This is a genomic window from Cupriavidus sp. 05T313 (assembly GCF_056396665.1).
The window spans coordinates 1-22,470 of the sequence record NZ_JBFTLX010000113.1; the positions used below are offsets into that span (position 1 = coordinate 1).

Sequence of the window (22,470 nt, forward strand, 5' to 3'; positions counted from 1 at the left end):
CCGCAATCCCGAGTTCTGCCGCCGCCGCGTAGCAGAGGATCTTCAGGCGCGGGTCGCTGGCGCGAATGCGGCTGTCGATCATCTGCCGCAGCGTCAGGTTGTAGGCATGGGGGTCGCCGCCACGCGCCGAACTGGCGGCGCACTGCTGCAGGTGCCGGCTGAACTGCCGGACTTCCTGCCGCAGGTCGATGAGCCCTTCCATGCGGGATGGGGATAGCTGTGGCATATCGTCAATCCGGCATCGGCGCCATGCCGCGGGCAACAGGGAGCATGGGGAGTGCCGTCATGGCAGCACGTTGCGCGGGTCGTCCTTCAGCACCAGTTGCCAGGCTTCCCGCGCCATGGGCGCGCTCTTTTCTTCCATCACGTGCGCAAGCAAGCCAGCCGAGCGGCCGACCAGCGACAGGCCGCGCGCGATCAGCGGATCGAGGCCCATGGCCGCGACCACGGCCGCGATCGCACCCACCGCATTGAGCGGCAGCGGCTTGTTCTGTTCCTTGGTCAGCACCTGGCCGATGGCGTCCATCAGGCGCCAGTGCACGCCGTAGTAGCCATTGGCGCGCGACAGTTCGCGCAGTGTCGGCACGCGCGGATCGCCATCGACGTGGATCGGGTGGCCGACGCCGTAGATCGGCTTGCGCAGTTCCTTGTGACGGCGGATCACGGTCCGCGCCGCCTCGAGGATCTGCTCATCGGTGGCGTCGCTGGTCAGCTCGCGGGCGCCCTCGATCAGCATCTCCGCGCCATTCTGCATGGTGCCGAGGAAGACGCTGCCGGCGCCCAGCAGGCCCGCGGCAACCGCGCCCTGGAGCGCCTCGGGCGCGCCAATGTAGGTCAGGCGCGCCGCCAGCGAGCTGGGCGTGATGCCGTGGTCGGCCGTGGTCACCAGCAGGGCGTTGACCATGACCTTTTCCTGCTGGCTGGGCAGGCGCGCCAGGGTGGTGTGGAAGATCATGTCGACGAAGTCGAACTTGCCGATGATCTCGGTGGCCAGGTTCAGGCCACGCACCATGATGGTGTCGGTGGTCGTGTAGCCGATTTCAGTCTTTACCATTGGGAAGGCTCCATTCCTTGATACGAGAGGACAGCGTCCAGCGCGGTCACTCCTTGTCCTTGCGGCCGGACCGCAAGCGGGTTGATTTCCAGCTCGTCGACCTGGCCGGCATGCCTGACGACGAAGTCGCTCAGCTTCACCAGCGTATCGACCAGCGCGTCGATGTCGCACGCGGGCTGGCCACGATGGCCCTTGAGCAGTTCGTGGCAGCGTGTCTCGGCGATCATCTGCCGGGCCGACTTCGGCGTTAGCGGCAGCAGCCGCCGGCTGACGTCCTTGAACAGTTCGATGCTCACGCCGCCCAGCCCGAAAGTGCAGACGTGGCCGAACACGGGATCGCGGTGAATGCCGACCACGGCTTCCACGAAGGGTGAGGGCAGCATGGGCTCCACCAGCACACCTTCGATCTCGCCGGGCGCGCACGCCTTGCAGCCGTTGGCATGTATCGCCTCAAACGCGGCCTTGGCGTTGCTTTCGGATGCGATGCCCAGGCATACGCCGCCGATATCGGTCTTGTGAGTAATCGCGGGGCTGACGATCTTCATCACCGCCTCGCCCACGCTGCCCAGCGGCAGCCACTTGTGGTCGAACTCGGCGCGCCAGCGGCCATACGCGATGAAGCGCTTGATGGCCAGCACGGTGTTGCCGATGGCGCGCATGGGCATCAGACCGCCATCGATCATCTTGCGGTGRCCTTCGCCCGTGCGGTCGCTCATCCAGACCGGCACGATGGGCGTCGTCACTTCGCCCTGCACCTTGACCAGGCTTTCGCCGAGCAGGACGGTGGTCTGGCCGTACTCGACCGGAATCGGCACCATCACCAGGTCGGTATTCGGATCGCTCGCCGTCGCCTTCAGGGTGGCGTAGCTGACTTCCGAATTGACCAGCACTTCCGCCGTGACGTCGACAGGATTGTCGACGGCGGCATAGCCGGGCAGGGCCTTCTTCAGCGCGGCGACCGTCTCGGGCGCGAACTCGGCCAGCTTCAGGCCGGCGGTGCCGACCATGTCGGAGGCGAGCGCGGCGGTGCCGCCCGAGAAGCTATATACGGCAAGCTGTTCGCGGCCGGTGGGCGTCGCCCTGGACAGCAGCGAGGCGACATCGATCAGCTCGTCGATGTCATCGACCTCAATGATGCCCAGCTCGCGGAATACGGCGGTGTTGATCTCGGCGGAACCGGCAATGGCGGCCGTATGCGACTGGGCCGCCCTGGCGCCGTACTCCGACTTGCCGACCTTGATCGCCACGATCGGCTTGCCGCGGCGGGCCGCGTGCAGCGCGGCGGCCATGAAGCGCGGGCCGTTGCGCACGCCTTCCAGCGTGGTGACGATGACCTTGATATCCGGGGCGTCAGCCATGTAGTGGATGAAGTCGCTGACCTCCAGATCCACTTCATTGCCGCCGGAGCACCACAGCCCGATGCCGACGCCGCGATCCATCGACTGGATGAACGAGCGTCCGAGGCCGCCGCCCTGCGTGGCCACGCCGATCGGGCCGGGACGGCGGTCAATGCGCCAGGCCGGCGAGAACGTCAGGCCAAGGCGCGCGTTCATGTTGTTCAGTCCCGGGCAATTCGGACCGTAGATCCGCATGCCGGTGCTGTGCGCGATCGCGCGCATCTGCGCTTCCACGGCACGGCCGGCTTCGCCGGTTTCGCCGAAACCAGAGGTGAAGACGATGGCAAACTTGACGCCAATCTTGCCGCAGTCGCGCAGGGTGTCGAGCACCGTGTCCGCGCGCACGGCCAGGATGGCCAGGTCGGGCGCCGCCTTCAGGTCCAGCACGGAAGCCACGCAAGGCCGGCCATGGATCTCCGTGCGGCCCGGGTTGACCAGGAGCAGTTCACCAGTGAATTCCGAGTACTTGGTCAGGTTCTCCAGCGTGCGTCCGCCGATGCTGTCCGGCTTCTCCGAGGCGCCGACCAGCACAATCGATTGCGGCAGGACCAGCCTGGACAGGTCGGTGAAGCTCGGCGGCGAGGGATCGTTGCCTGCGCTCATTGTGCTTCCCCGGGGTGGCGGCGCTTGAACAGGCAGGTGGCGGCCATTTCGGCCACCACTTCGCCGCGTTGGTTGATGCCCTTGCGCAGGAAGCCGACGATGCCGCGGTCCGGGCGGCTGGTGGCCTTCTGCTCCACCACTTCGATGTCCACGCGGATGGTGTCGCCGATGAAGGTGGGCTTGGGGAACTTCAGCCGGTTCTCCAGCACGCTGAATAGCGAGCCTTCGAAGAATTGGTTGGGAATCGAGCGCGAAGTCAGGCCGGCCATGAACGACGCCACCAGCATGCCGTGGGCAATGCGCTGGCCGAAGATGGTGCCCTTGGCGTATTCGGCGTCGACGTGCACCTTGTTGAAGTCGCCGGTCAGCGCGGCGAAGGCAGCCACATCAGCCTCGGTGATGGTGCGCGACGAGGTCGAGTACGTCATGCCGGGAGTCAGGTCTTCCCAGTAAAGCGTGGTATTTGCGATCTGTTCGAGGATGGCGGGTTGGGTCATGTCTGGTGTCTCCGTATAGCGTGCCAGGGCTCAGGTCAGGGCGCTGATGCCCAGGATTTCGCGGCCGATGATGAGGGTCTGAATTTCCGTGGTGCCCTCGGGGATCATGCCGCCGCGGGTGTCACGGAAGATGCGCTCGATGGGGTATTCGGTGGCGTAGCCCATGCCGCCATGGACCTGCAGCGCGAGGTTCGCGACTTCGAAGGCGGCTTCCGTCGCATACAGCTTGGCGATCGAGCATTCCGTGCGCGAGTTGCCGTTCTGCATGGAACGCGCGGCGCGGTAGCCGAGCGCGCGCGCGGCCAGCGTCTTCATGGTCATGTCGACGATGTGCTTTTGCACCAGCTGGAACGAACCGATGGGGCGGCCGAACTGCTTGCGCTGCAGCGCATACTCGGTCGACAGGTCCAGCGCGGACTGCGCCGCGCCCACGGCGCCCATCGCCACGTTCAGTCGCCCGAAGTTAAGGCCGATGAGGATCTGCTTGAGGCCCTGGCCTTCGCGGCCGAGCAGGTTGGCGGCCGGCACTTCGGCATTGTCGAAGGAAAACGCGGCCGTGCCGGTACTGCGCGCGAACATCGTCTCGACCGGGCGGATTTCATACGGCGTTTCGTCCCGTTCGACCAGGAACAGCGACAGTTCGCCATTGCAGGTCTCGCTGAACGTGCGCGCCACGACGATGCCGAAGTCCGCGAACAGGCCGTTGGTGATCCACAGCTTGCTGCCGCTCAGCACGTAGCRGTCGCCGCGCTTGTCGGCCCGGGTCCTGATCTCGGCGACATTGGAGCCGACGTCCGGCTCCGAGATCGACACGAAGGTCTTGCGCTCGTTGCGCAGCAGCGGACGCATGAAGCGCGCCTTCTGGTCTTCCGTGCCGTAGGCGTTGATGATTCCGGAAACGATGTTCAGGCCGTTGAGCAGAATGCGCAGGGACAGCCAGCAATAGCCGGCTTCTTCCATCATCACGGCCCATGTCAGGTAGTCCAGGCCAAGGCCGCCGTCGGCTTCCGGCAGGTAGCCGCCGAGATAGCCGAAGTCCGCCAGGCCGCCGATCAGCTCGTGCGGGAAGCGCTTGTCGGCTTCGGCCTGCTGGATGCGCGGCGTGAAGTTCTCTTTCAGGTAGCGGCGGATGTTGTCGCGCAGCAGTTGCTGGCTGGCATCCAGTCCGTCGACGTCGAGCATCGGCTCAGCCATAGCGGCCTCCGGTCACGAAGAGGGTGGTGCCGGTGATGTAGCGGGCGTGCTCCGACGCCATGAAGGCCACCGCGCCGGCGATGTCGCTGGTCTGGCCGGGGAAGGTCACGGCGTTCTTCGCCATCACGTTCTCGAGGATGGTGTCGTAGTTCGGCAGGCTCTTGATGTATTCGGTCTCGATATAGCCCGGGGCGATCGCGTTGACCGTCACGCCTTTGCGCGCCTGCTCCAGCGACAGCGCGCGGGTGAAGCCGACCAGCCCCGCCTTGGCGGTGGAATAGTTGGCCTGGCCCGGGTTGCCGAACAAGGCGCGCGAGCTGATGTTGATGATGCGGCCCCAGCCCTTCGCATGCATGAACGGCAGCGCGGCGCGGCAGCAGTGGAACGCGCCCTTGAGGGTCACGCCCAGCACCAGGTCCCAGTCGGCCTCGTCCATCTTGAGGATGGTGCGGTCCTTCACCAGGCCGGCGTTGTTGACCAGTACGTCGATGCCGCCGAAGGCTTCGTTGCCCGCCGCCATCATCTTGCGTACCTGCTCTTCATTGCGCACATCGCACTGCACCGCGATGGCCTTGCCGCCAGCGGCCTCGATGCCGCGCGCGGTCGCGTCGGCCGCGTCGAGGTCAAGGTCGCTGATGACGACAGCCATGCCTTCCTGCGCCAGCATGCGCGCGGTCTCGGCGCCGATGCCTCGCGCCGAGCCGGTGATGACCGCGACACGGTCTTTCAGTCCTAGGTCCATCTCTTTGTCTCCATTCTCTATGGGTTGGGTTCAACTGTCGGCCAGCAGCGAATTCCGGACTTCGCGCAGTGCCGCCAGGTAGGTTTCACGATGCTTTGCGATGCGTTCCGCCGGGCCCGCCAGCGAAATCCCGACCGGCTGGTCGCCCAGCCATCCCGCGACCGCCAGCGCGGTTACGCCCTCGGTGCCTTCGTCGTGCGCCTCGTACCAGCCGAGTTCGCGCCCGTGCGCCAGTTGCGCCATCAGCGGATCGATGTCGACCACCGTATGCGGGGTGATGGCCCTGCGTTCGATGCCTTCCAGCCTTGCGCGCGCGGCCTCGGGCGGAATCAGCCCAAGCAAGGCCTTGCCCAGCGCGGAGGCGTGCAGGGCAACGCGCTCGCCCACGTCCAGGATGTAGCGCAGCGGCAGCCGGCTTGGCTGCGCTGCGGCGACCTTGACGGCGGCGGATTCGAGCACGCCGAAAAAGGCGCTTTCATTGGTTTTTTCCGTCAGCTGTTCGACCGCCTCCTGGGCCAGCGTGGTCAGCGGGTCGTTCTCCCGGATCTGGCGCGCGGTCTCGAACAGGCGGCCGGTGGGGTAGAAGCGGCGCGTGCGCGACGTCCGCATCAGGTAGCCAAGCGAATGCAAGGTGTGCAGCAGGTCGGAGGAGCTGCTCTCGGCGACCGCCAGCAGGCGCGCCATGTCGGAGTTGGAGAGCTCGCGTTTTTCGCGGGCAAACACCTCAAAAACGGCCATGGTTCGGCTGGCTGCCGGGATCGCGGTGGGCATGCTCGGGTTCCTGGAAGATTTATGTCTACGACATATGGGATAACTATACGGGATTTCGTAGCTCGGTCAAGAAATAAAACTGCTTGTAAATACGAAATGCAGAAGTACACTACGGCAATCCGTAGGAAATGGGCTATCCATTTGCGAGAAAAGAGGTGTTGTTAGCACATTTAGTGACGTAAATGCCACATATAGGAGGCTGACGAATGATTTGCCATTTCAAACTGAGCTCGCCACGTCCGGTGGGCCGCGCATGGGGCGTTGCCCTGGCCTTGTTCACAACAGGCTTGTGCTGGTCAGCTTCGCCGGCGTCGGCGCAGGCGGCTTACCCGTCAAGGCCGGTCACGCTGGTCGTGCCCGGGCCGCCGGGCGGCATCACCGACCAGCTGGGCCGGCTGGTGGCGGCCAGAATGACGAGCGATTTCGGTGTCAGGGTCATCGTGGACAACCGCCCGGGCGCTGGCGGCAATGTCGCAAGCGAGATCGTTGCGCGGGCAGAGCCCGACGGCTACACGATCCTGCTGGGTACGCAGGGCACCATGGCGACCAACCAGTACCTGTACAAGTCGCTGCGCTTCGACCCGGCCAAGGATTTCGTTGCGGTCCAGGGCTTGATGTCCGTGCCGAACATCCTGGTGGTCAACAGCCGCTTGCCATACCAGTCCGTCCAGGAACTGGTGACGTTTGCAAAAGCGCATCCCGGCAAGCTGACGGTGTCATCCGCGGGCAACGGCACGGGAACGCACCTGGCCGCCGAACTGTTCCAGGCGCAGGCCGGCGTAAAGTTCGTGCATATCCCGTACAAGGGCAGTGCGCCATCGATCAACGACCTGCTCGGCGGGCAGGTCGATATGACGTTCGACTACCCGGTGTCGACGCTTGCCCAGGTCCAGGCCGGCAAGCTTCGCGCACTCGCCGTGACCGGGTCAACGCGTTTGCCGTTCCTGCCGCAGGTACCTACCATCGCGGAGGCCGGCTATCCCGGTGCGCAGTCCACCTCCTGGATCGGGTTGTTCTTTCCCGCACGCACGTCGACCCCGGTTGTCATGAAATGGCAGACGCAGGTTGGGCGCTTGCTGGAAGACAGCGCGGCCGTGGAAGCGATCAGCAAGATGGGGGGAATGCCGCTGCCCCTGAGCGGCGAGCGGTTTGCCAGCTTTGTGCAGGCGGAGCGCATCAAATGGAAGGCAACAATCCAGCATTCCGGTGCGACCATCGATTAAGGGCGCAAGCGCCGGCTGGCTGCCGGTGCCTGGCTGGTTCGGGCCGGTTTGAACGCCGGCGCCACGAAGTGCCGAATGCCCATCGCACCGGGGTTCGGTCTATCTGTTTATCCGCTGCGCCAGTCCGCTGCTCCGGGAAGCGCCGCGGGAAGCGGAGTCCTTTATGGACGGACCCAGGCGCTACCGGATCGCGCCCACGCCGCGCATCGTTTCAATGTCTCCCTTCCCATAGCCGGCTGCCAACAGGATTTCGTCGGTATGCTCGCCCAGCATCGGCGCGCGCTGGCGCACGCCGCCCGGCGTACTGCTCAGCTTGATCGGCACGCCGGCAATCTTCACCGGCGCGGCCGAGCCCGGCTGTTCCACGTCGACCAGCATCTCGCGCACCCGGTAATGCGGGTCCTCGAAGATCTCCGCCGAGGTGTAGACCGGGCCGAACGGCACCTTGCCGCCCAGGCATTGCGCGATCTCCTCCTTGGTGCGCACGGCGGTGAACGTCTCGATGGCGTCGATGACGCGCTGGGCGTTTTGCACGCGCGCCGCGTTGGTGGCGAAGGCTTCGTCGCCGATCAGTTCGGGGCGGCCGATCGCCAGCGCCAGCTTTTCCCAGAAGGCGTCGTGCGCGCAGGCGATGGACACATAGCCGTCGCGCGAGCGGAACAGCCCGAAAGGGCAGAGCAGCGGGTGGCGGTTGCCTTCGGGCGCCGGCACCGCGCCGGTGTAGGAGGTCTGGTAGACGATCCGCTCGCACATGGCCAGCACGCAGTCCGTCATGGCCACATCGACGAACTGGCCTTCGCCGCTGGCGCGGGCGCGATGCACGGCGGCGAGGATGCCGATGCACAGCATCAGCGCGGGTACGGTGTCGCCCACGCCGGGGCCGATCTTGGTGGGCGTATCCCGGTCGGGGCCGGTGATGCCCATCATGCCGCCCATGGCCTGGGAGACCACATCGTAGGCTGGCCAGTGCGCGTAAGGGCTTTCGCCGCTGCGGGGGTCGCCGAAGCCGCGCACGGTGCCGTAGACGAGCCGGGGGTTGGTCTCGCGCAGCACCTCATAGGACAGGCCGAGCCGCTCCATCACGCCGGCGCGGAAGTTCTCCACCACGATGTCGGCGCCGTCTACCAGCCTGCGCACGATGTCGCGGCCGGCGGCGCTCTTCAGGTCGACGGCGATCGAGCGCTTGTTGCGGTTGACGCTCTGGAAGTAGCCGCCGAAATCACGCAGGGCATCGTCGTCCCGGAACGGGCCGGTGAGCCGCGTGCCGTCGCCGGCCATCGCTTCCACCTTGATCACCTCCGCGCCGTGGTCGGCGAGGATCTGCGTACAGAAGGGCCCGGCGAGCATCTGCGTCAGGTCGATGACGCGCAAGCCGGTGAGGGCGCCGGTCGCCTGTGCGGGTTTATCCATACTGGGTTTGGCCATGTTTTGCTCCACTGCGCTTATCACGCGGCAACCTTGCCCAACAGCGCATCGGAAATGATGCGCATCTGGATCTCGGACGTGCCTTCGAAGATTTTTGTCAGGCGGGCATCGCGCCAGTAGCGTTCCGCCGCGAAATGCGTGGTGTAACCGGCGCCGCCGTGGATCTGCAGGCCTTCGCTGGTGACGCGCTCGGACATCTCGCTGGCGAACAGCTTCACCATGGCGGCCTCGGTGTCGCAGCGCGTGCCCTCGTCGATCTTCTCGCAGACCGAGTAGAGCAGGGCGCGGGAGGCTTCGATCTGGGTTGCCATGTCGGCCAGCTTGAAGCGGATCGCCTGGAAGTGGCCGATGGGCGAGCCGAACTGCGCGCGGTCGCGGGCGTATTGCAGCGCGTCTTCCAGGCTGCCCTGCGCCAGCCCGACCGAGCGCGCGGCGGTGTGGGCGCGGGCGGTTTCCAGCCCGGCGGTGGTGAGGTAAAAGGCCTTGCCTTCCTCGCCGACCATCTTCGAGGCCGGCACGCGGCAGCCGTCGAATGCCAGTTCCCAGGTGGTCCAGCCGTGGTAGCCGATCTTGGGAATCACGCTGCCCTTGACGCCCTCGGGCAACTGCCCGCGCGGCTTCTCCACCATGAAGGCGGACAGGCCGCGGTGGCGGGCCTTGGGGTCGATGACGGGGTCGGTGCGGCAGGTGACGAGGATGAAGTCGGCCTCGTCGGCGAAGGTGCACCAGTACTTGCTGCCGGTGATGACCCACTCGTCGCCGTCGCGCACGGCGCGGCAGGAGATATTGGCCACGTCCGAGCCGGCATTGGGCTCCGACAGCGAGAAGGCGCCGAGGAACTCGCCGCGCGCCATGCGCGGCAGGTAGTCCGCCTTCTGCTCGGGCGGCAGGCCCTTGAGCGCGCCGATCAGTCCGTTGCCGCGCGCGATCAGGCTGCCCACGCTCATCCAGCCCCGCGAAAGCTGCTCCGCCACGAGGCAGTACTCGTAGGCGCCGAGACCCAGGCCGCCGTACTCCTCCGGGATCAGGATGCCGAAGTATCCCAACTCGGCCATTTCATCGATCAGGTCGCGCGGGATCTGGCCCTTCTCGGGATCCAGCTTGTTGGCGATCGGCAGCACACGCTCCATCGTGAATTGCTGTGCGGCTTCCTTGATCATGCGCCGCTCTTCGGTCAGTCGTTGCACCTTGCGCTCCTTTTGGTGTTTGGTTTGCTGTGATGTCGTCAGTTTGTACGTACATAATGTGCCATTGCCATGCCGGAGGTCAAGACAAATGACGACCATCCCTCCATTTAATGCTAGTTTTTATAGGTATTTAGCCGGATGTGCCTTGGTGCTCCAGGCTTGACAATGCTGAATTTGCGAATCACTATGTACGTACAAAACGAATGGCAAATGTCACAAGTGACGGTTTTGCCGCCTGGAGAGCGCGATGGGTAAGAACAGATCTGGCAACTACTTCGAGGACTTCCGGCTGGGGATGACGTTGCGTCACGCCACGCCGCGCACGCTGACGGAAGGAGACCGCAGCCTCTACATCGGGCTGACCGGCAGCCGCGGCGCGCTGTACACCGCGGACACCAGCGCCAGGCTGGCGGGACTGGAGCGGCGTCCGCTGGAAGACCTGCTGGTCTTCAACACGGCCTTCGGCAAGACCGTGCCGGACATTTCCCTGAATGCCGTGGCGAACCTCGGCTATTCGGACGTGCGCTTCCTGGCCCACGTCTACGCGGGCGACACGCTTGCCGTGGAAAGCGAGGTCATCGGCCTGAAGGAGAACTCGAACCGCAGGAGCGGCGTGGTCTATGTGCGCTCCACGGCGAAGAACCAGTCGGGGCGGGATGTGCTGACCTGGATCCGCTGGGTCATGGTGCACAAGCGCGATCCGGCCGCGTCATGCGGCGCCACCGTGATCCCGCCACTCCAGGCTGTGGTGGCGCCGTCGCGCCTTGCGCGGCACGGGTACACGGCGGGCGTGCAGGACATCTGCATGACGACCGGCGTATCCGACTTGTGGGAAGACTATGAATCCGGCGAGCGGATCGACCATGTTGCCGCAATGACGGTCAACGATAGCGATCACAGCATCGCCACGCGGCTGTACCAGAACACGGCAAAGGCCCATTTCGACGGCTTCGCCATGGCATCCACGCCCGGCGGGCAGCGGCTGGTCTACGGCGGCCACATCATTTCGATCTGCAAGGCGCTGTCTTATGACGGCCTGGAGAACGCACTGTCCATCCTCGCCGTCAACGGCGGCAGCCACGTCAATCCCACCTATGCCGGCGACACCATCTGCTGCGCGACGATGGTGCTGGACAAGCTGGATCTTGCCAGCGCCCACGTTGGCGGGCTGCGGCTGCGCACGATCGGTGCAAAGAACATCCGCGGCGCCGCGGAAATCCGGTTTCCCGGCATGGAGGGCGGCAGGGCGGAGCATCCGTCGAATGTGGTGCTCGATCTCGATTACACCATCGCCATCCCTCGAACCGCACAGTAAAAACACAGCAACTGGAGAACGTCATGACCACTGCCACCCATCCGAAACTTGCGCTCTTTGCCGGCGAAAAGGCATTCCCCGCGCTGTCGGCCTGCGAACACTTCGCCGGCAGCGAAAAGCTGATCGGCAAGGCCATGGACCTGCAGGTCGAATACGGCCCGGTGTTCGATATCACCTGCGACTGCGAAGACGGCGCCGCCGCCGGACAGGAGAAGGAGCACGCGGCCATGGTCGTGCGCATGATCAACTCCGGGCGGAACCGCTTTGACAAGGCGGGGGTCCGCATTCACGATCCCGCGCATCCCGCATGGCGGCAGGACGTGGACATCGTCATCGGGCAGGCCGCAAGCCGGGTGGCCTACATCACCATCCCCAAAGCGACGAACCACGAGCAGGTGAGGGAGGTGATTGACTATATCGGCCGCAAAACCCGCGAAGCCGGTGTGAACCGCGTGGTGCCGGTCCATGTCCTGATCGAAACGCACGGTGCGCTGCGGGACGTATTCCACATCGCAGCGTTGCCGCATATCGAAGTGCTCGACTTCGGCCTGATGGACTTTGTCAGCGGCCATCATGGCGCCATTCCCGCCGCGGCCATGCGCAGTCCGGGCCAGTTCGAGCATGCGCTGCTGGCCCGCGCCAAGGCCGACATGGTGGCCGCCGCGCTGGCCAACGGCATCGTGCCCGCGCACAACGTCTGCCTGAACCTGAAAGATGCCGAAGTCATCGCCAGCGATGCAAGCCGGGCGCGCACGCAATTCGGCTTCCTGCGCATGTGGAGCATCTATCCGGCGCAGATCCAGCCCATCGTCAACGCCATGCGGCCCGACTTCACGGAAGTGGCCGATGCGTGCGAGATCCTGATCGCCGCGCAGGATGCCGACTGGGGGCCGATCCAGTACAAGGGTGAACTGCACGATCGCGCTACCTACCGCTACTTCTGGAGTGTCCTGGAGAAGGCCAGGATCACAGGCATGCCGCTGTCGCCCCAAGCCGAGGCGCGCTTCTTCGGGGACGGCGCCGGCGCTTAGCGCAAGGGGCGATGGCGCAGGCGAATGTGCGTACAATGTGCGCACAGTTTGCGATGCAAACGCCTCACCAATACTGCAATCCGTTTATGAGCGCCAGACCCAAAGACACCCGGCCCGAGCCCACCGGCTCCCACACGCGCTACGCGGAACTGGCCAGCACGCTGGTCACCGATATCGTGGACGGCCGGCATGTGGTCGGCAGCCTGCTGCCCACCGAGCACGAACTGGCGCAACTGCACGGCGTGAGCCGCCACACGGTTCGCGCCGCACTCCAGCGGTTGCAGGACCTCGGCTATATCTCCCGCAAGAAGTCCGTGGGGACCATGGTCGAGAGCGTCAATCCCAAGGCGTCGTTCACGCAATCGTTCGGCACCGTGGAGGACCTGGTACGGGTCGCGGCCACGGAAGTCCGCGCCATCGAGGACGTGCGCACCGTCACGCTGGATCGTGCCGCCGCCAGGCACTTGCAGGCGCCGGTCAAGAGTGAATGGCTGGTGTTCTCCGGCACGCGCGTTGCCGCGAAGAAGGGCGGCACGCCGGTGGCATGGGCCGAGATCTACGTCGACACCGCGTTCTCCCGCATCAGCCAGGCGATCCGCGACAACCCCGACGTCCTCGTCAGCGCGCTGATCGAGCGGGAATGCGGCCAGTCCATTGCCGAGATCCGGCAGGTCGTGACCGGGATGCTGATCGGGGAACCGCTGGCCGGCAAGCTGGGCGTGCCCGCGAATTCCGCCGGTTTGCGCCTGATCCGGCATTACAAGGATGCCGGCGGGCGGATCCTGGAAATTACCGATACCGTCTATCCCGCGGATCGCGTTTCCGTGGCGTTTCAACTCAGGCGCACCCAAGGCTAGCGGCTGTCCCCGAAGCCATGCAAAGCGATCCGGCGGCCTGGAGGCGCGGGGAGCTAACAGACCACACTGCGGGAAGATTCGCGCACTATACTTTTCCTGCACCCGACGACGAAGCCGCTTCCAGGCAGGTTGCCGGGCGCAATGCGCTGGCAGCCGCCGTGCCGGCAAGAGCACTGCATCGCGCGTGGTGATGAGGTTACGCAATGAACCGCATTGTGACTCGGGTATTTGCCGCAGTTGTCATTGCCGGCTGCGCCGCGCCCCCACCGCCGCCGCCCTTGGCCGCACTCGACTACAAGAGCCGTGCCCTGAGCCGTACCGACGGCGGCTTGCGGGTGTCGGCCGCCGTTCTTTCGAATGAGGAAAGCGCGGACGTGTATCGGGTTCCGCTGGAGAGGCTGCAGATGCAGCCCGTCTGGATCGAGGTCACCAACAACGACGACCGGGGCTATTACCTGATGTCGTCGGGTCTTGACCCGGGGTTCTTTCCGGCATCCGAGGCAGCCGAGGCATTTTCCCAGGGCGGCTCGCCTGACGAAAAGGCCAGCGTCGACCAGCGCTTCCGCCAGCTCGCCTTCCGCAATCCGGTCCAGCCCGGACAGACCGTGTCGGGGTTCGTGCTGACAAACGCCAGCGAGGGGGCGAAGCTCGTCCAGCTGGACCTGGTGGCGAGCGGGCGCGCCAAGACATTCTCGATCCTCATGGTCGTGCCAGGCTTCCATGCCGACTACCATACCAGCGAAGTCTTCCGGCGCGAGATCTATCCGCCCGAGGAAATCGTGGACTACACGGATGACGAGGCCTTCCGCGCGGCACTCGAAGCCCTGCCGTGCTGTGTCACCAACAAGGATGGCTCGAAGAACGGCGACCCGCTCAACCTGGTGGTCGTGGGYGGCATCGACGATGCGTTTCYCGCGTTCGTACGCCGCAGCTGGCGGCCGACCGAGCAGAAGTGGTCGGGTGCGATCACAAAGATGATCACCTCGGCGCTCAAGGGCGAGCCCTATGTCAACGCGCCGGTGAGCGATCTGTACCTGTTCGGACGCGCGCAGGACCTGGCATTGCAGAAGGCGCGCGACAACATTCACCAGCGCAACCATCTGCGTCTCTGGCTTAGTCCGATGCGCTATCACGGCAAATCGGTGTGGGTGGGCCAGATCAGCCGCGATATCGGCGTGCGTCTCACCATTCACTCGCCAACGCTGACGACGCACAAGGTCGATCCGGACGTGGATGAAGCGCGCACGGCGCTGGCGGAGGATATGGCCTATTCCCAGAGCCTCAACAAGATCGGGCAGGTGAAAGGCGTGGGCGCGGCGCCGCGAAGCGCCCCGCGCGAGAACCTGACCACGGATCCGTATTTCACGGACGGCTATCGCCAGGTGCTGGTATTCGACCGTAAGCCCACATCGCTCTCGGCGATCGAGTTTTTCCCGTGGAGCGGGATCTATCAGACCGATGGCGCGCGCCAGGGAGCGAAACAATGAGCGTGTTGCCGCTGTTGCATCCTGCGCTACGGTACGCGGCGGGCATGGCGATCCTCTCGCTTGCCGTGGCCGGCTGCGCGACATGGCAAGCGCCCGCCAGTGCCGACGACGCCCCGCTACGCGAGCGCGCGGTGAGCGAAACCAAGCAGGGCGTGCGCGTGAGCGCGGCAGTGCTGGGCACGGAAGACAGCAAGCGCATGTTCGGCGCCGACATCAACAAGGCCAACGTGCAGCCCGTCTGGTTCGAGGTGCATAACGGGACCTCGCATCCGTTATGGCTGTTGCGCTCGGGAACGGACCCCGACTACTTTTCGCCGCTCGAAGTCGCGTGGTCCCTGCATGGCACGTTCAGCGGGGCAACCAATGCGCGCATTGACGACTACTTCAATAAACTCGGGTTCAAGAATCCGATTCTGCCTGGGACGACACACGAGGGCATCCTGTTCACCAATCCCGACCGCATTACGAAACTCGTCAATGTCGATTTGTTCGGGACCAGGACGCTGATCCCGTTCAGCCTCTTCGTGCGCGTGCCCGACGATATCTCGGATGCGGGTTTTGCGCGGTATATCTTCCAGTATCCGGATTCCGCGGTCACGGACTACAGAGACCTTGCCTCGCTGAGAGCCGCACTCGAACGATTGCCGTGCTGCGCCACCGATGCGGGCGGGGCGGCGCAGGGCGATCCATTGAATGTACTGATTGTCGGTGAACTCGGCGACATCGGCGCGGCGGGGGTGCGGCGTAATTACCGCCGCGATTTGCGCGAGGGTGATACCGAGCAGCGGGTCTTCGGCCGCGCGCCGGACGCCGTGCTGCGCAAGCAGGCGCAAGGCGGCGCGCCGGCGACCTGGATACGCGTGTGGCTCGCGCCGGTCCGCTTCCAGGGCCAGCCGGTTTACCTCGCTCAGGCAGGCCGGCCTGTCGGCGGACGTTTTGCGTCCGCCAAAACGGCAAAGATCGTCCTGCACGGGGATGTCGACGAGGCCAGGAACCTCCTGATCCAGGACATGATGTACTCGGGCGGTCTCGACAAGCTCGGATTCGTGAACGGTGTCGGCCCGGCGCCGCAGGCGCAACCACGGACAACGCTGGATGGCGCTCGCTACTTTACCGACGGGCTGCGCGCGGTGCTCTTCTTCGCGCCGCGGCCGCTGAGTCTTTCCGACGTGGAAATTCTCGACTGGGTACCTTACCTGGAGGGGCGCGGAGCCGCTTCACGCGAGGAGAGCGGCAATGCGCGCAAGTGATTCGGTCCCGGAGCCGCCGCAGGCCGTAGCCGGGCAGCCGGCTGGCGGCTTCCGCGCGCGGTTGACGGGCGGCGTCTTGCCGGGTGTCATCGGGGCTTGCCTCGTGCTCGGCGGATGCGCGTCGAAGCCGCTGATCCCTTACTCCGCCGATACGCCGCCTTTGGCACTGCTTCCCGCATCGCAGTCCGGCGTGCAGGACAAACGGGCGCGTTTCCGCGAGATCTACTGCGCGGTGCTGCAGGCGCGCGGACCGGAGCTTCCCGATTACCGGCACTGTGAAGACGCGCTGAACCGCATCGGCGCCGAGCCCGCCGGCGCTGGCAAGCCCGTCGATCTGGGAGAGTCCCGGCGGCACCTGATCGCAGTGGTGGTGCCGGGCATCGGCTATGAGTGCTTCGAGCCGTGGCTGAATGCGCCCGGTACTGTCCCGCAGCACCTGCGGGAATTTGGCTATGACGGCATGCTGCTCAAGGTCGATGCGCTGTCGAGCTCCGCGAATAATGCGCGCCAGATCCGCGACGCGATCATGGCCATGCCGCTGGCGGCGGGGGCGCCGCGCCTGGTGCTGGTCGGATACTCGAAGGGCGCGCCCGACATCCTCCAGGCAGTGGTGGAGTATCCGGAGATCCACAGCCGCGTGGCGGCGGTGGTCAGCGCAGCCGGCGCGGTCGGCGGCTCGGCGCTTGCCAATGACGCCGAGCAGTACCAGGCCGACATGCTGCGGCATTTCCCGGGCGCAACCTGCAAATCTGGAGATGGCGGCGCGGTGGAGAGCCTGCGGCCCGCGATACGCAAGGCATGGCTGGCGGGAAACCGGCTGCCCCGCGACCTGCGTTACTACTCGCTCGTCACGCTGCCGCGGCCGGACCGCATCTCGTCGATCCTGACTTCGAGCTATGACAAGCTCGCGCGTATCGACGGGCGCAACGACAGCCAGGTGATCTTCTACGACCAGATCGTGCCCGGCAGTACGCTGATGGGCTACGTCAATGCGGATCACTGGGCGCTGGCAGTGCCCATCGCCCGGACGCATACCACCATCGGCTCGATGTTCGTGACGCAGAACGCCTATCCGCGCGAGGCGCTGACGGAAGCGGTGTTGCGCTTTGTGGAGGAGGACCTGGCGGCGCCGGGACCGGCACCCGGCGGCATGTGACATATGGTGTACCGTCTCGCGAAGCCGGACACCGCCATCCCCGCGGACTCAGGCTGGCAGCGTGCTAATTGTCTCGGCAGGGGACGGCACCAGGAAGCCATGCAGGGGTGCCAGCCATTCGATGTCTTGGTGGGGCAGTACGACCAGGGAGTCGATGTGGACGCCCCTATCGCCGCCGGTGAACAAGGTCCTTTCCTCTTCGAGCAGGTAGCACAGGTGGCCGGAGTCATGGCCGGTGATATGCCATGCCCGTAGCGTGCAGCCCTCGCCAATGGCCAGGCGCGTGCCGTGCCGCAGCTCGCCCCCGGCCAGTTGCGCACCGGTGGCCTCATTGAGCTTGCGCGCGGCGGGCGAGTGGCCCGCGTGTATCTGGGTGGACAGGATCCAGCGGATCGGCCCCGGCGCCGCAGCGAGCACCGCCTGGATATGCGCGTCGTCATCGGGGCCGGGGTCGATCACGGCCCATGCGTTGTCGTTGCCGCCTCCCACCAGATAGGTGTTGGTGCCGAGGCCGCCAGCCACGCTACCGCCATCGCGGGCGGTGATCCGCCGGATGCGCGCGCCGAGGCGCACCGCAACGCCGGGCTCGATGATGCAGCGCGCGTCGCCACGCCCCTCTGGATCGATATGGCCGAGTTCGGCGTAGCAGGGCTCGTCCGGCATGACCGCGCGCAGGCCGCTCTCGCCGCGCCCCAGGCGGGGCATGATGCGGGCAATACCGCTTAGCGCCGCGGCATGCTGGTAGCAATCCTGGGCACGCCCGAAGCGGGCAATGGCTGCCAGGGTGCGCCGCGTGGGCGGCTCCAGCTTGAGACCGCTGGCAGGGTCCAGAAGCTCCGTCGGACGCTTCCAGCAATGGCCGGAGGCCTCCTCGCCGTCGTGCGCGGCGGTCTGGCCGGTGGGCGCGATCGCCACGAAGAAACGGGTGTCGAAACGCTTGGGCAATCCCGGTGGCGTCAGCCAGTGGCTGAAATACGCCAGACGGTCGACGGCGAGCCGCAGGCCCAGCTGGGCGCAGGCGTGCGCCAGCCCGAGTCCATCGTGCCTGGCGGCGTCGCGCAGCAAGGCGCGCTGTGCCTCCTCCAGTTGGTCCAGCGCCAATGGCTGTCCCGCACTGTCGCGGGCGAACAGCAGTCCAGCTTCCTCGAAGCATTCCCGTACCGCCGCCAGATAGAAATCGAGCCCGCCCGCGTCGACGCCCAGGCGCTGGCTTGCCGCGTGGTCATCGAGACCATCGGCGTAGGCATGAAGCCGCCTGTCCTGCGCATCCAGCGTGCCGCCGGGATACACATAGGAGCCGCTACTGCGATCGCCGGCACGTTCGGCGCGGCGAACCATCAGTACTTCTATCCCTAGCGGGCCGTCGCGCAGCACCAGCAAGGTCGCGGCATTGCGCAGCGAGGGGGAAGGCGCAGCGGGTGGTGCGCTTTCGTGGGATTGACTCATGGCGGGGGAGATCCTCGATTCGGTGTTGCGTGGCAATGCCTCGGGGGCGTGGTATGGCAGGGCGGCCGCCAGGCCACGCCTGCCGCATAGTCAGGATAGGTCCTTGAGTTCGATCAGCAGGTCCTTGGCGGCAACGCGGTCGCCGGGGCGCACGTGCACCGCGGCGATTTCGCAGTCGCGTTCGGCGGCGATATGCGTCTCCATCTTCATCGCCTCCAGCGAGACCAGCGCGCTGCCGGCGGAGACCCGCTGCCCCGGCTGGACCGCTACCGTCACCACCGCGCCCGGCATGGGGGCGGCCACATGCAGCGGATTGGTGGGGTCGGCCGCCGGGCGGGCCTGGCGCGACGGCCCCGCCTGCGCCACGCCGCGCCGCTCGACGCGGGCGGTGCGGGACTGCCCGTTAAGCTCGAACTGGACCTTGACGATGTTCTCCTCCGTGTCCGGGTGCGCCCCCTGCAGCATGATCAGCAGCGTCTTGCCGGGCGCGATGTCGACCGCCACCTCCTGCTGCGGTTGCGGGCCGTAGAAGAACGCGGGAGTGGGCAGGACGGATGTGTCGCCATAGGCGCGCCTGTGCTGGAAGTACTCGCTGGTCTGCCTGGGATACATCAGGTAGGACGCCAGTTGCCGGTCGTCCAGCGCGTGTTCGCAGGCGGTTTCGCCTTGCGCGCGGGCTTGTTCCAGGTCGACCGGGGCGAGATGGTCGCCGGGACGGTAGGGTTCGGGGGGATCGCCCCTGAGCACCTTGCGCGACAAGCCGGCGGGGAAGCCGTCGGGCGGGAAGCCCAGCTCGCCCTTGAACAGCGAGACCACCGACTCGGGGAAGGCGATCTCCCTGGCGGGGTCGCATATCTGCGCGGCGCTCAGGTCGTTGGCGACCATCATCAGCGCCATATCGCCCACCACCTTGGAGGTCGGGGTGACCTTGACGATATCGCCGAAGAGGTGGTTGACCTCGGCGTAGGCGCCCGCGATCTCGCTCCAGCGATGTTCGAGCCCCAGCGAGCGGGCCTGTTCGCGCAGGTTGGTGTATTGCCCGCCGGGCATTTCGTGGCGGTAGACGTCGGCGGTGCCTGCGCGGATCTCGGACTCGAAGGGGGCGTAGTAGCGGCGCACGCCTTCCCAGTACATCGATGCTTCGTGCAGGCGATCCAGGCTAAGGCCGGGATCGCGCTCGCTGCCGGCCAGCGCGGCGGCCATGCTCGACAGGTTGGGCTGCGAGGTCAGGCCGCTCATGGCGTCGAGCGCGCCGTCCACGGCGTCGCAGCCGGCGCCGATCGCGGCCAGCACGGAAGCCGCGGAAATGCCGCTGGTGTCGTGGGTGTGGAAATGGACCGGCAGGCCGGTCTCGTCCTTGAGCGCCCTGACCAGTGCCGCGGCGGCCTGCGGGCGGCAGATCCCGGCCATGTCCTTGATGCCCAGCACATGCACGCCGGCGCGCTGCAGTTCGCGCGCGATGCCCACGTAGTACTTGAGGTCGTACTTGGGCCGTGCCGCGTCGAACAGGTCGCCGGTGTAGCAGATCGCGCCTTCGCACAGGGCGCCGCTCTCGCACACCGCGTCGATCGCCACGCGCATATTGCGCACCCAGTTGAGCGAGTCGAACACACGGAAGAGGTCAATGCCGGCGCCGGCTGCCTGCCGGACGAAGAAGCGCACCACGTTGTCCGCGTAGTTGGTGTAGCCCACCGCGTTCGAGCCGCGCAGCAGCATCTGGAACAGGATATTCGGCACCCGCTCGCGCAATTGCGCAAGGCGCTGCCAGGGGTCCTCCTTCAGGAAACGCAGCGCCACGTCGAAGGTGGCGCCACCCCAGCATTCCAGCGAGAACAACTGCGGCAGTTCGCGCGCATAGAAGGGCGCGATGGGGAGCATGTCGGCAGTGCGCATGCGGGTCGCGAACAGGGACTGGTGCGCGTCGCGCATGGTGGTGTCGGTCAGCAAGACCTGCTTCTGGTCCAGCATCCAGCGGGAGAATTTCTCCGGCCCCAACTCGCGCAGCCGGTCGCGCGTGCCGGGCGGCATCGCGCCGGCACTGTCCACCCTGGGGCGCTGGGGCCTGGGCAGCGGCAACTGGGGCGGCGTGTGCCCCGCCATACCCGGGTAGCCGTTGACGGCCAGTTCGCCCAGGTAGCGCAGCAGCTTGGTGGCGCGGTCGCGCCGCTTGGTAAAAGCCAGCAGTTCGGGTGTGGTGTCGACGAAGCGCGTGGTGACCTCGCCGCTGCCGAAGGCCGGGTGGTTGATGACGTTTTCCAGGAACTGCAGGTTGCAGGCCACGCCCCGGATGCGGAACTCGCGCAATGCGCGGTCCATGCGCCGGATGGTTTCCGCCGCCGTGGGCGCCCATGCGGTGACCTTGACCAGCAGGGAGTCATAGTAGGGTGTGATGACGGCGCCGCCATAGGCGGTGCCGGCGTCCAGCCTGATGCCGAAGCCCGCCGCGCTGCGGTAGGCGGTGAGTTGCCCGTAGTCTGGCAGGAAGCCGTTCTCTGGGTCTTCGGTGGTGATGCGGCATTGCAGGGCGTGGCCGTTGAGCGGGATCAAGTCCTGCGCCGGGACACCCGTGGCGCGCACCACGGTATGCCCGTGCTCGTCCAGTTCGTCTTCGATCCGGCCGATCCGGCCGCCTTCGGTAATGCGGATCTGCGCCTTGACGATGTCCACGCCGGTGATCACCTCGGTCACGGTGTGCTCGACCTGGATGCGCGGATTGACCTCGATGAAGTAGCTCTGCCCGGTGTCGGCATCCATCAGGAATTCGACGGTCCCGGCGTGGCTGTAGCCGACCGCGCGCATCAGCCGCAGCGCCGCCTCGCACAAGGCCTCGCGGCCCGCGTGGTCGAGATAGGGGGCGGGCGCGCGCTCGACTACCTTCTGGTTGCGCCGCTGCACCGTGCAGTCGCGCTCGTACAGGTGCACCAGGTTGCCGTGGGTATCGCCCAGGATTTGCACCTCGACGTGGCGCGCCCGGCGCAGCAGTTTCTCGACATAGACCTCGTCGTTGCCGAATGCGGCCAGCGCTTCGCGGCGGGCGGCGGCCAGCGCGGTGGCGAGATCGCCTTCGCTCTCCAGCACCCGCATGCCGCGTCCGCCTCCACCCCAGCTCGCCTTGAGCATCAACGGATAGCCCACTTCCGCCGCCAGCCGCTTGYATTCGTCCAGGTCATGGGGCAGCGGCGTGGTGGCGGGCATCACCGGCACGCCGGCGGCGATGGCCGCATTGCGGGCGGCGACCTTGTTGCCCAGCGTGCGCATCACGTCCGGGGACGGGCCGATCCAGCGGATGCCGGCATCGATCACGGCTTGCGCGAACTCGGGGTTTTCGGAGAGGAAGCCGTAGCCGGGGTGGATCGCGTCGACCCGGGTCTGCCGGGCGATGCGCAGGATGTCGTCGATGTCCAGGTAGGCGGCCAGTGGCTTCTTGCCCTCGCCAACCAGGTAGCTCTCGTCGGCCTTGAAGCGGTGCAGGGCGAGGCGGTCTTCCTTCGAGTAGATCGCCACGGTGCGGATGTTCATCTCGGCGGCGGCGCGCATTACGCGGATGGCGATTTCGGAGCGGTTGGCGATGAGGAGAGATGTGATGGGGGCGTGCTTCATGGCGGTGCCTTTGGGGGGAGCTTGTTTTTTTGTATTTGGTGGTGGGTTATTGGTGGATGACTGCAACTGCAACTGCAACTTCAAAGGCTTAAAGTCAAAGGCGGTTTCACCCCCCTGCGGGGGGCGACCTACTTTCTTGTCTTGCCAAGAAAGTAGGCAAAGAAGGCGCGCCGGATGGGGCGACACCCCCTCGGGATCCGGCGAAAAGAGCGGCCGGGACCCAAACTCGCATCGC

Annotated in this window: 17 protein-coding genes and 1 pseudogene; 7 read left to right on the forward strand and 11 right to left on the reverse strand. The window is 66.0% G+C overall.

Annotated elements, in window-relative coordinates:
* From AC1DKD_RS22795 to AC1DKD_RS22825, 7 genes and pseudogenes are all read right to left on the reverse strand, one after another.
* A pseudogene (locus AC1DKD_RS22795) lies at nucleotides 1-226 on the reverse strand (hypothetical protein); the annotation flags it as partial.
* Between the two features lie 57 nt (nucleotides 227-283).
* Nucleotides 284-1,054, reverse strand: coding sequence for a citryl-CoA lyase (locus AC1DKD_RS22800; RefSeq protein WP_441629560.1), 771 nt, complete (start codon nucleotides 1,052-1,054; stop codon nucleotides 284-286).
* Nucleotides 1,048-3,054, reverse strand: a complete 2,007-nt coding sequence (locus tag AC1DKD_RS22805) for an acetate--CoA ligase family protein (protein ID WP_477143737.1) — start codon at nucleotides 3,052-3,054, stop codon at nucleotides 1,048-1,050. The genes AC1DKD_RS22800 and AC1DKD_RS22805 overlap by 7 nt, the downstream gene beginning before the upstream one ends.
* Nucleotides 3,051-3,551, reverse strand: a complete 501-nt coding sequence (locus tag AC1DKD_RS22810) for a MaoC family dehydratase (RefSeq protein WP_441629562.1) — start codon at nucleotides 3,549-3,551, stop codon at nucleotides 3,051-3,053. Before AC1DKD_RS22810 ends, AC1DKD_RS22805 begins: the two co-directional genes overlap by 4 nt.
* A gap of 30 nt (nucleotides 3,552-3,581) precedes the next feature.
* Entirely contained in the window at nucleotides 3,582-4,745 is a 1,164-nt protein-coding gene (locus AC1DKD_RS22815) for an acyl-CoA dehydrogenase family protein (protein ID WP_477143738.1), read from the reverse strand.
* On the reverse strand, nucleotides 4,738-5,487 hold the full coding sequence (locus AC1DKD_RS22820) for an SDR family NAD(P)-dependent oxidoreductase (RefSeq protein ID WP_477111808.1): 750 nt from the start codon (nucleotides 5,485-5,487) through the stop codon (nucleotides 4,738-4,740). Before AC1DKD_RS22820 ends, AC1DKD_RS22815 begins: the two co-directional genes overlap by 8 nt.
* A gap of 30 nt (nucleotides 5,488-5,517) precedes the next feature.
* Entirely contained in the window at nucleotides 5,518-6,258 is a 741-nt protein-coding gene (locus tag AC1DKD_RS22825; protein WP_477111809.1) for an IclR family transcriptional regulator, read from the reverse strand.
* A gap of 206 nt (nucleotides 6,259-6,464) precedes the next feature.
* Here AC1DKD_RS22825 and AC1DKD_RS22830 point away from each other — a divergent pair, with 206 nt between their 5' ends.
* Nucleotides 6,465-7,481 (forward strand): Bug family tripartite tricarboxylate transporter substrate binding protein, encoded by a 1,017-nt coding sequence (locus AC1DKD_RS22830; protein ID WP_441629566.1) that lies wholly within the window; start codon nucleotides 6,465-6,467, stop codon nucleotides 7,479-7,481.
* A gap of 180 nt (nucleotides 7,482-7,661) precedes the next feature.
* On the opposite strand, the gene AC1DKD_RS22835 is transcribed toward AC1DKD_RS22830, so the two are convergent.
* Together AC1DKD_RS22835 and AC1DKD_RS22840 are read right to left on the reverse strand one after the other, a co-directional pair.
* The gene (locus AC1DKD_RS22835) at nucleotides 7,662-8,906 is read right to left on the reverse strand and encodes a CaiB/BaiF CoA transferase family protein (RefSeq protein ID WP_441629567.1); all 1,245 of its coding nucleotides are present in this window, start codon (nucleotides 8,904-8,906) and stop codon (nucleotides 7,662-7,664) included.
* A 20-nt stretch (nucleotides 8,907-8,926) separates the two neighbouring features.
* Nucleotides 8,927-10,093, reverse strand: a complete 1,167-nt coding sequence (locus AC1DKD_RS22840; protein ID WP_441629568.1) for an acyl-CoA dehydrogenase family protein — start codon at nucleotides 10,091-10,093, stop codon at nucleotides 8,927-8,929.
* A gap of 247 nt (nucleotides 10,094-10,340) precedes the next feature.
* Here AC1DKD_RS22840 and AC1DKD_RS22845 point away from each other — a divergent pair, with 247 nt between their 5' ends.
* The 6 genes from AC1DKD_RS22845 (at nucleotide 10,341) to AC1DKD_RS22870 (ending at nucleotide 17,189) form a co-directional block, all read left to right on the forward strand.
* Nucleotides 10,341-11,408, forward strand: coding sequence for a MaoC family dehydratase (locus AC1DKD_RS22845; RefSeq protein WP_441629569.1), 1,068 nt, complete (start codon nucleotides 10,341-10,343; stop codon nucleotides 11,406-11,408).
* A 23-nt stretch (nucleotides 11,409-11,431) separates the two neighbouring features.
* Nucleotides 11,432-12,439, forward strand: coding sequence for an HpcH/HpaI aldolase/citrate lyase family protein (locus AC1DKD_RS22850; RefSeq protein ID WP_441629570.1), 1,008 nt, complete (start codon nucleotides 11,432-11,434; stop codon nucleotides 12,437-12,439).
* 86 nt (nucleotides 12,440-12,525) lie between these two features.
* On the forward strand, nucleotides 12,526-13,296 hold the full coding sequence (locus AC1DKD_RS22855; RefSeq protein WP_441629571.1) for a GntR family transcriptional regulator: 771 nt from the start codon (nucleotides 12,526-12,528) through the stop codon (nucleotides 13,294-13,296).
* Between the two features lie 203 nt (nucleotides 13,297-13,499).
* Nucleotides 13,500-14,783, forward strand: a complete 1,284-nt coding sequence (locus AC1DKD_RS22860) for an LssY C-terminal domain-containing protein (RefSeq protein WP_477143739.1) — start codon at nucleotides 13,500-13,502, stop codon at nucleotides 14,781-14,783.
* Entirely contained in the window at nucleotides 14,780-16,033 is a 1,254-nt protein-coding gene (locus tag AC1DKD_RS22865) for an LssY C-terminal domain-containing protein (RefSeq protein WP_477111810.1), read from the forward strand. Before AC1DKD_RS22860 ends, AC1DKD_RS22865 begins: the two co-directional genes overlap by 4 nt.
* Nucleotides 16,020-17,189 (forward strand): lipase family protein, encoded by a 1,170-nt coding sequence (locus AC1DKD_RS22870; RefSeq protein ID WP_477111811.1) that lies wholly within the window; start codon nucleotides 16,020-16,022, stop codon nucleotides 17,187-17,189. Before AC1DKD_RS22865 ends, AC1DKD_RS22870 begins: the two co-directional genes overlap by 14 nt.
* 48 nt (nucleotides 17,190-17,237) lie before the next feature.
* Here AC1DKD_RS22870 and AC1DKD_RS22875 read toward each other — a convergent pair whose 3' ends face one another.
* Nucleotides 17,238-18,635 carry an MBL fold metallo-hydrolase gene (locus AC1DKD_RS22875; protein WP_477111812.1) on the reverse strand — a complete coding sequence of 466 codons (1,398 nt, stop codon included), beginning with the start codon at nucleotides 18,633-18,635 and terminating at the stop codon, nucleotides 17,238-17,240.
* A gap of 90 nt (nucleotides 18,636-18,725) precedes the next feature.
* Nucleotides 18,726-22,235, reverse strand: a complete 3,510-nt coding sequence (locus AC1DKD_RS22880) for a pyruvate carboxylase (RefSeq protein WP_477143740.1) — start codon at nucleotides 22,233-22,235, stop codon at nucleotides 18,726-18,728.
* Nucleotides 22,236-22,470: the final 235 nt, after the last annotated feature.

What these genes read in the sequence shown, in the direction of transcription:
- AC1DKD_RS22800 (WP_441629560.1), bottom strand. Translation starts at nt 1,054, where the DNA reads ATGGTAAAGACTGAAATCGGCTACACGACCACCGACACCATCATGGTG.
- AC1DKD_RS22810 (WP_441629562.1), bottom strand. Translation starts at nt 3,551, where the DNA reads ATGACCCAACCCGCCATCCTCGAACAGATCGCAAATACCACGCTTTAC.
- AC1DKD_RS22820 (WP_477111808.1), bottom strand. Translation starts at nt 5,487, where the DNA reads ATGGACCTAGGACTGAAAGACCGTGTCGCGGTCATCACCGGCTCGGCG.
- AC1DKD_RS22825 (WP_477111809.1), bottom strand. Translation starts at nt 6,258, where the DNA reads ATGCCCACCGCGATCCCGGCAGCCAGCCGAACCATGGCCGTTTTTGAG.
- AC1DKD_RS22830 (WP_441629566.1), top strand. Translation starts at nt 6,465, where the DNA reads ATGATTTGCCATTTCAAACTGAGCTCGCCACGTCCGGTGGGCCGCGCA.
- AC1DKD_RS22835 (WP_441629567.1), bottom strand. Translation starts at nt 8,906, where the DNA reads ATGGCCAAACCCAGTATGGATAAACCCGCACAGGCGACCGGCGCCCTC.
- AC1DKD_RS22845 (WP_441629569.1), top strand. Translation starts at nt 10,341, where the DNA reads ATGGGTAAGAACAGATCTGGCAACTACTTCGAGGACTTCCGGCTGGGG.
- AC1DKD_RS22850 (WP_441629570.1), top strand. Translation starts at nt 11,432, where the DNA reads ATGACCACTGCCACCCATCCGAAACTTGCGCTCTTTGCCGGCGAAAAG.
- AC1DKD_RS22855 (WP_441629571.1), top strand. Translation starts at nt 12,526, where the DNA reads ATGAGCGCCAGACCCAAAGACACCCGGCCCGAGCCCACCGGCTCCCAC.
- AC1DKD_RS22865 (WP_477111810.1), top strand. Translation starts at nt 14,780, where the DNA reads ATGAGCGTGTTGCCGCTGTTGCATCCTGCGCTACGGTACGCGGCGGGC.
- AC1DKD_RS22870 (WP_477111811.1), top strand. Translation starts at nt 16,020, where the DNA reads ATGCGCGCAAGTGATTCGGTCCCGGAGCCGCCGCAGGCCGTAGCCGGG.
- AC1DKD_RS22875 (WP_477111812.1), bottom strand. Translation starts at nt 18,635, where the DNA reads ATGAGTCAATCCCACGAAAGCGCACCACCCGCTGCGCCTTCCCCCTCG.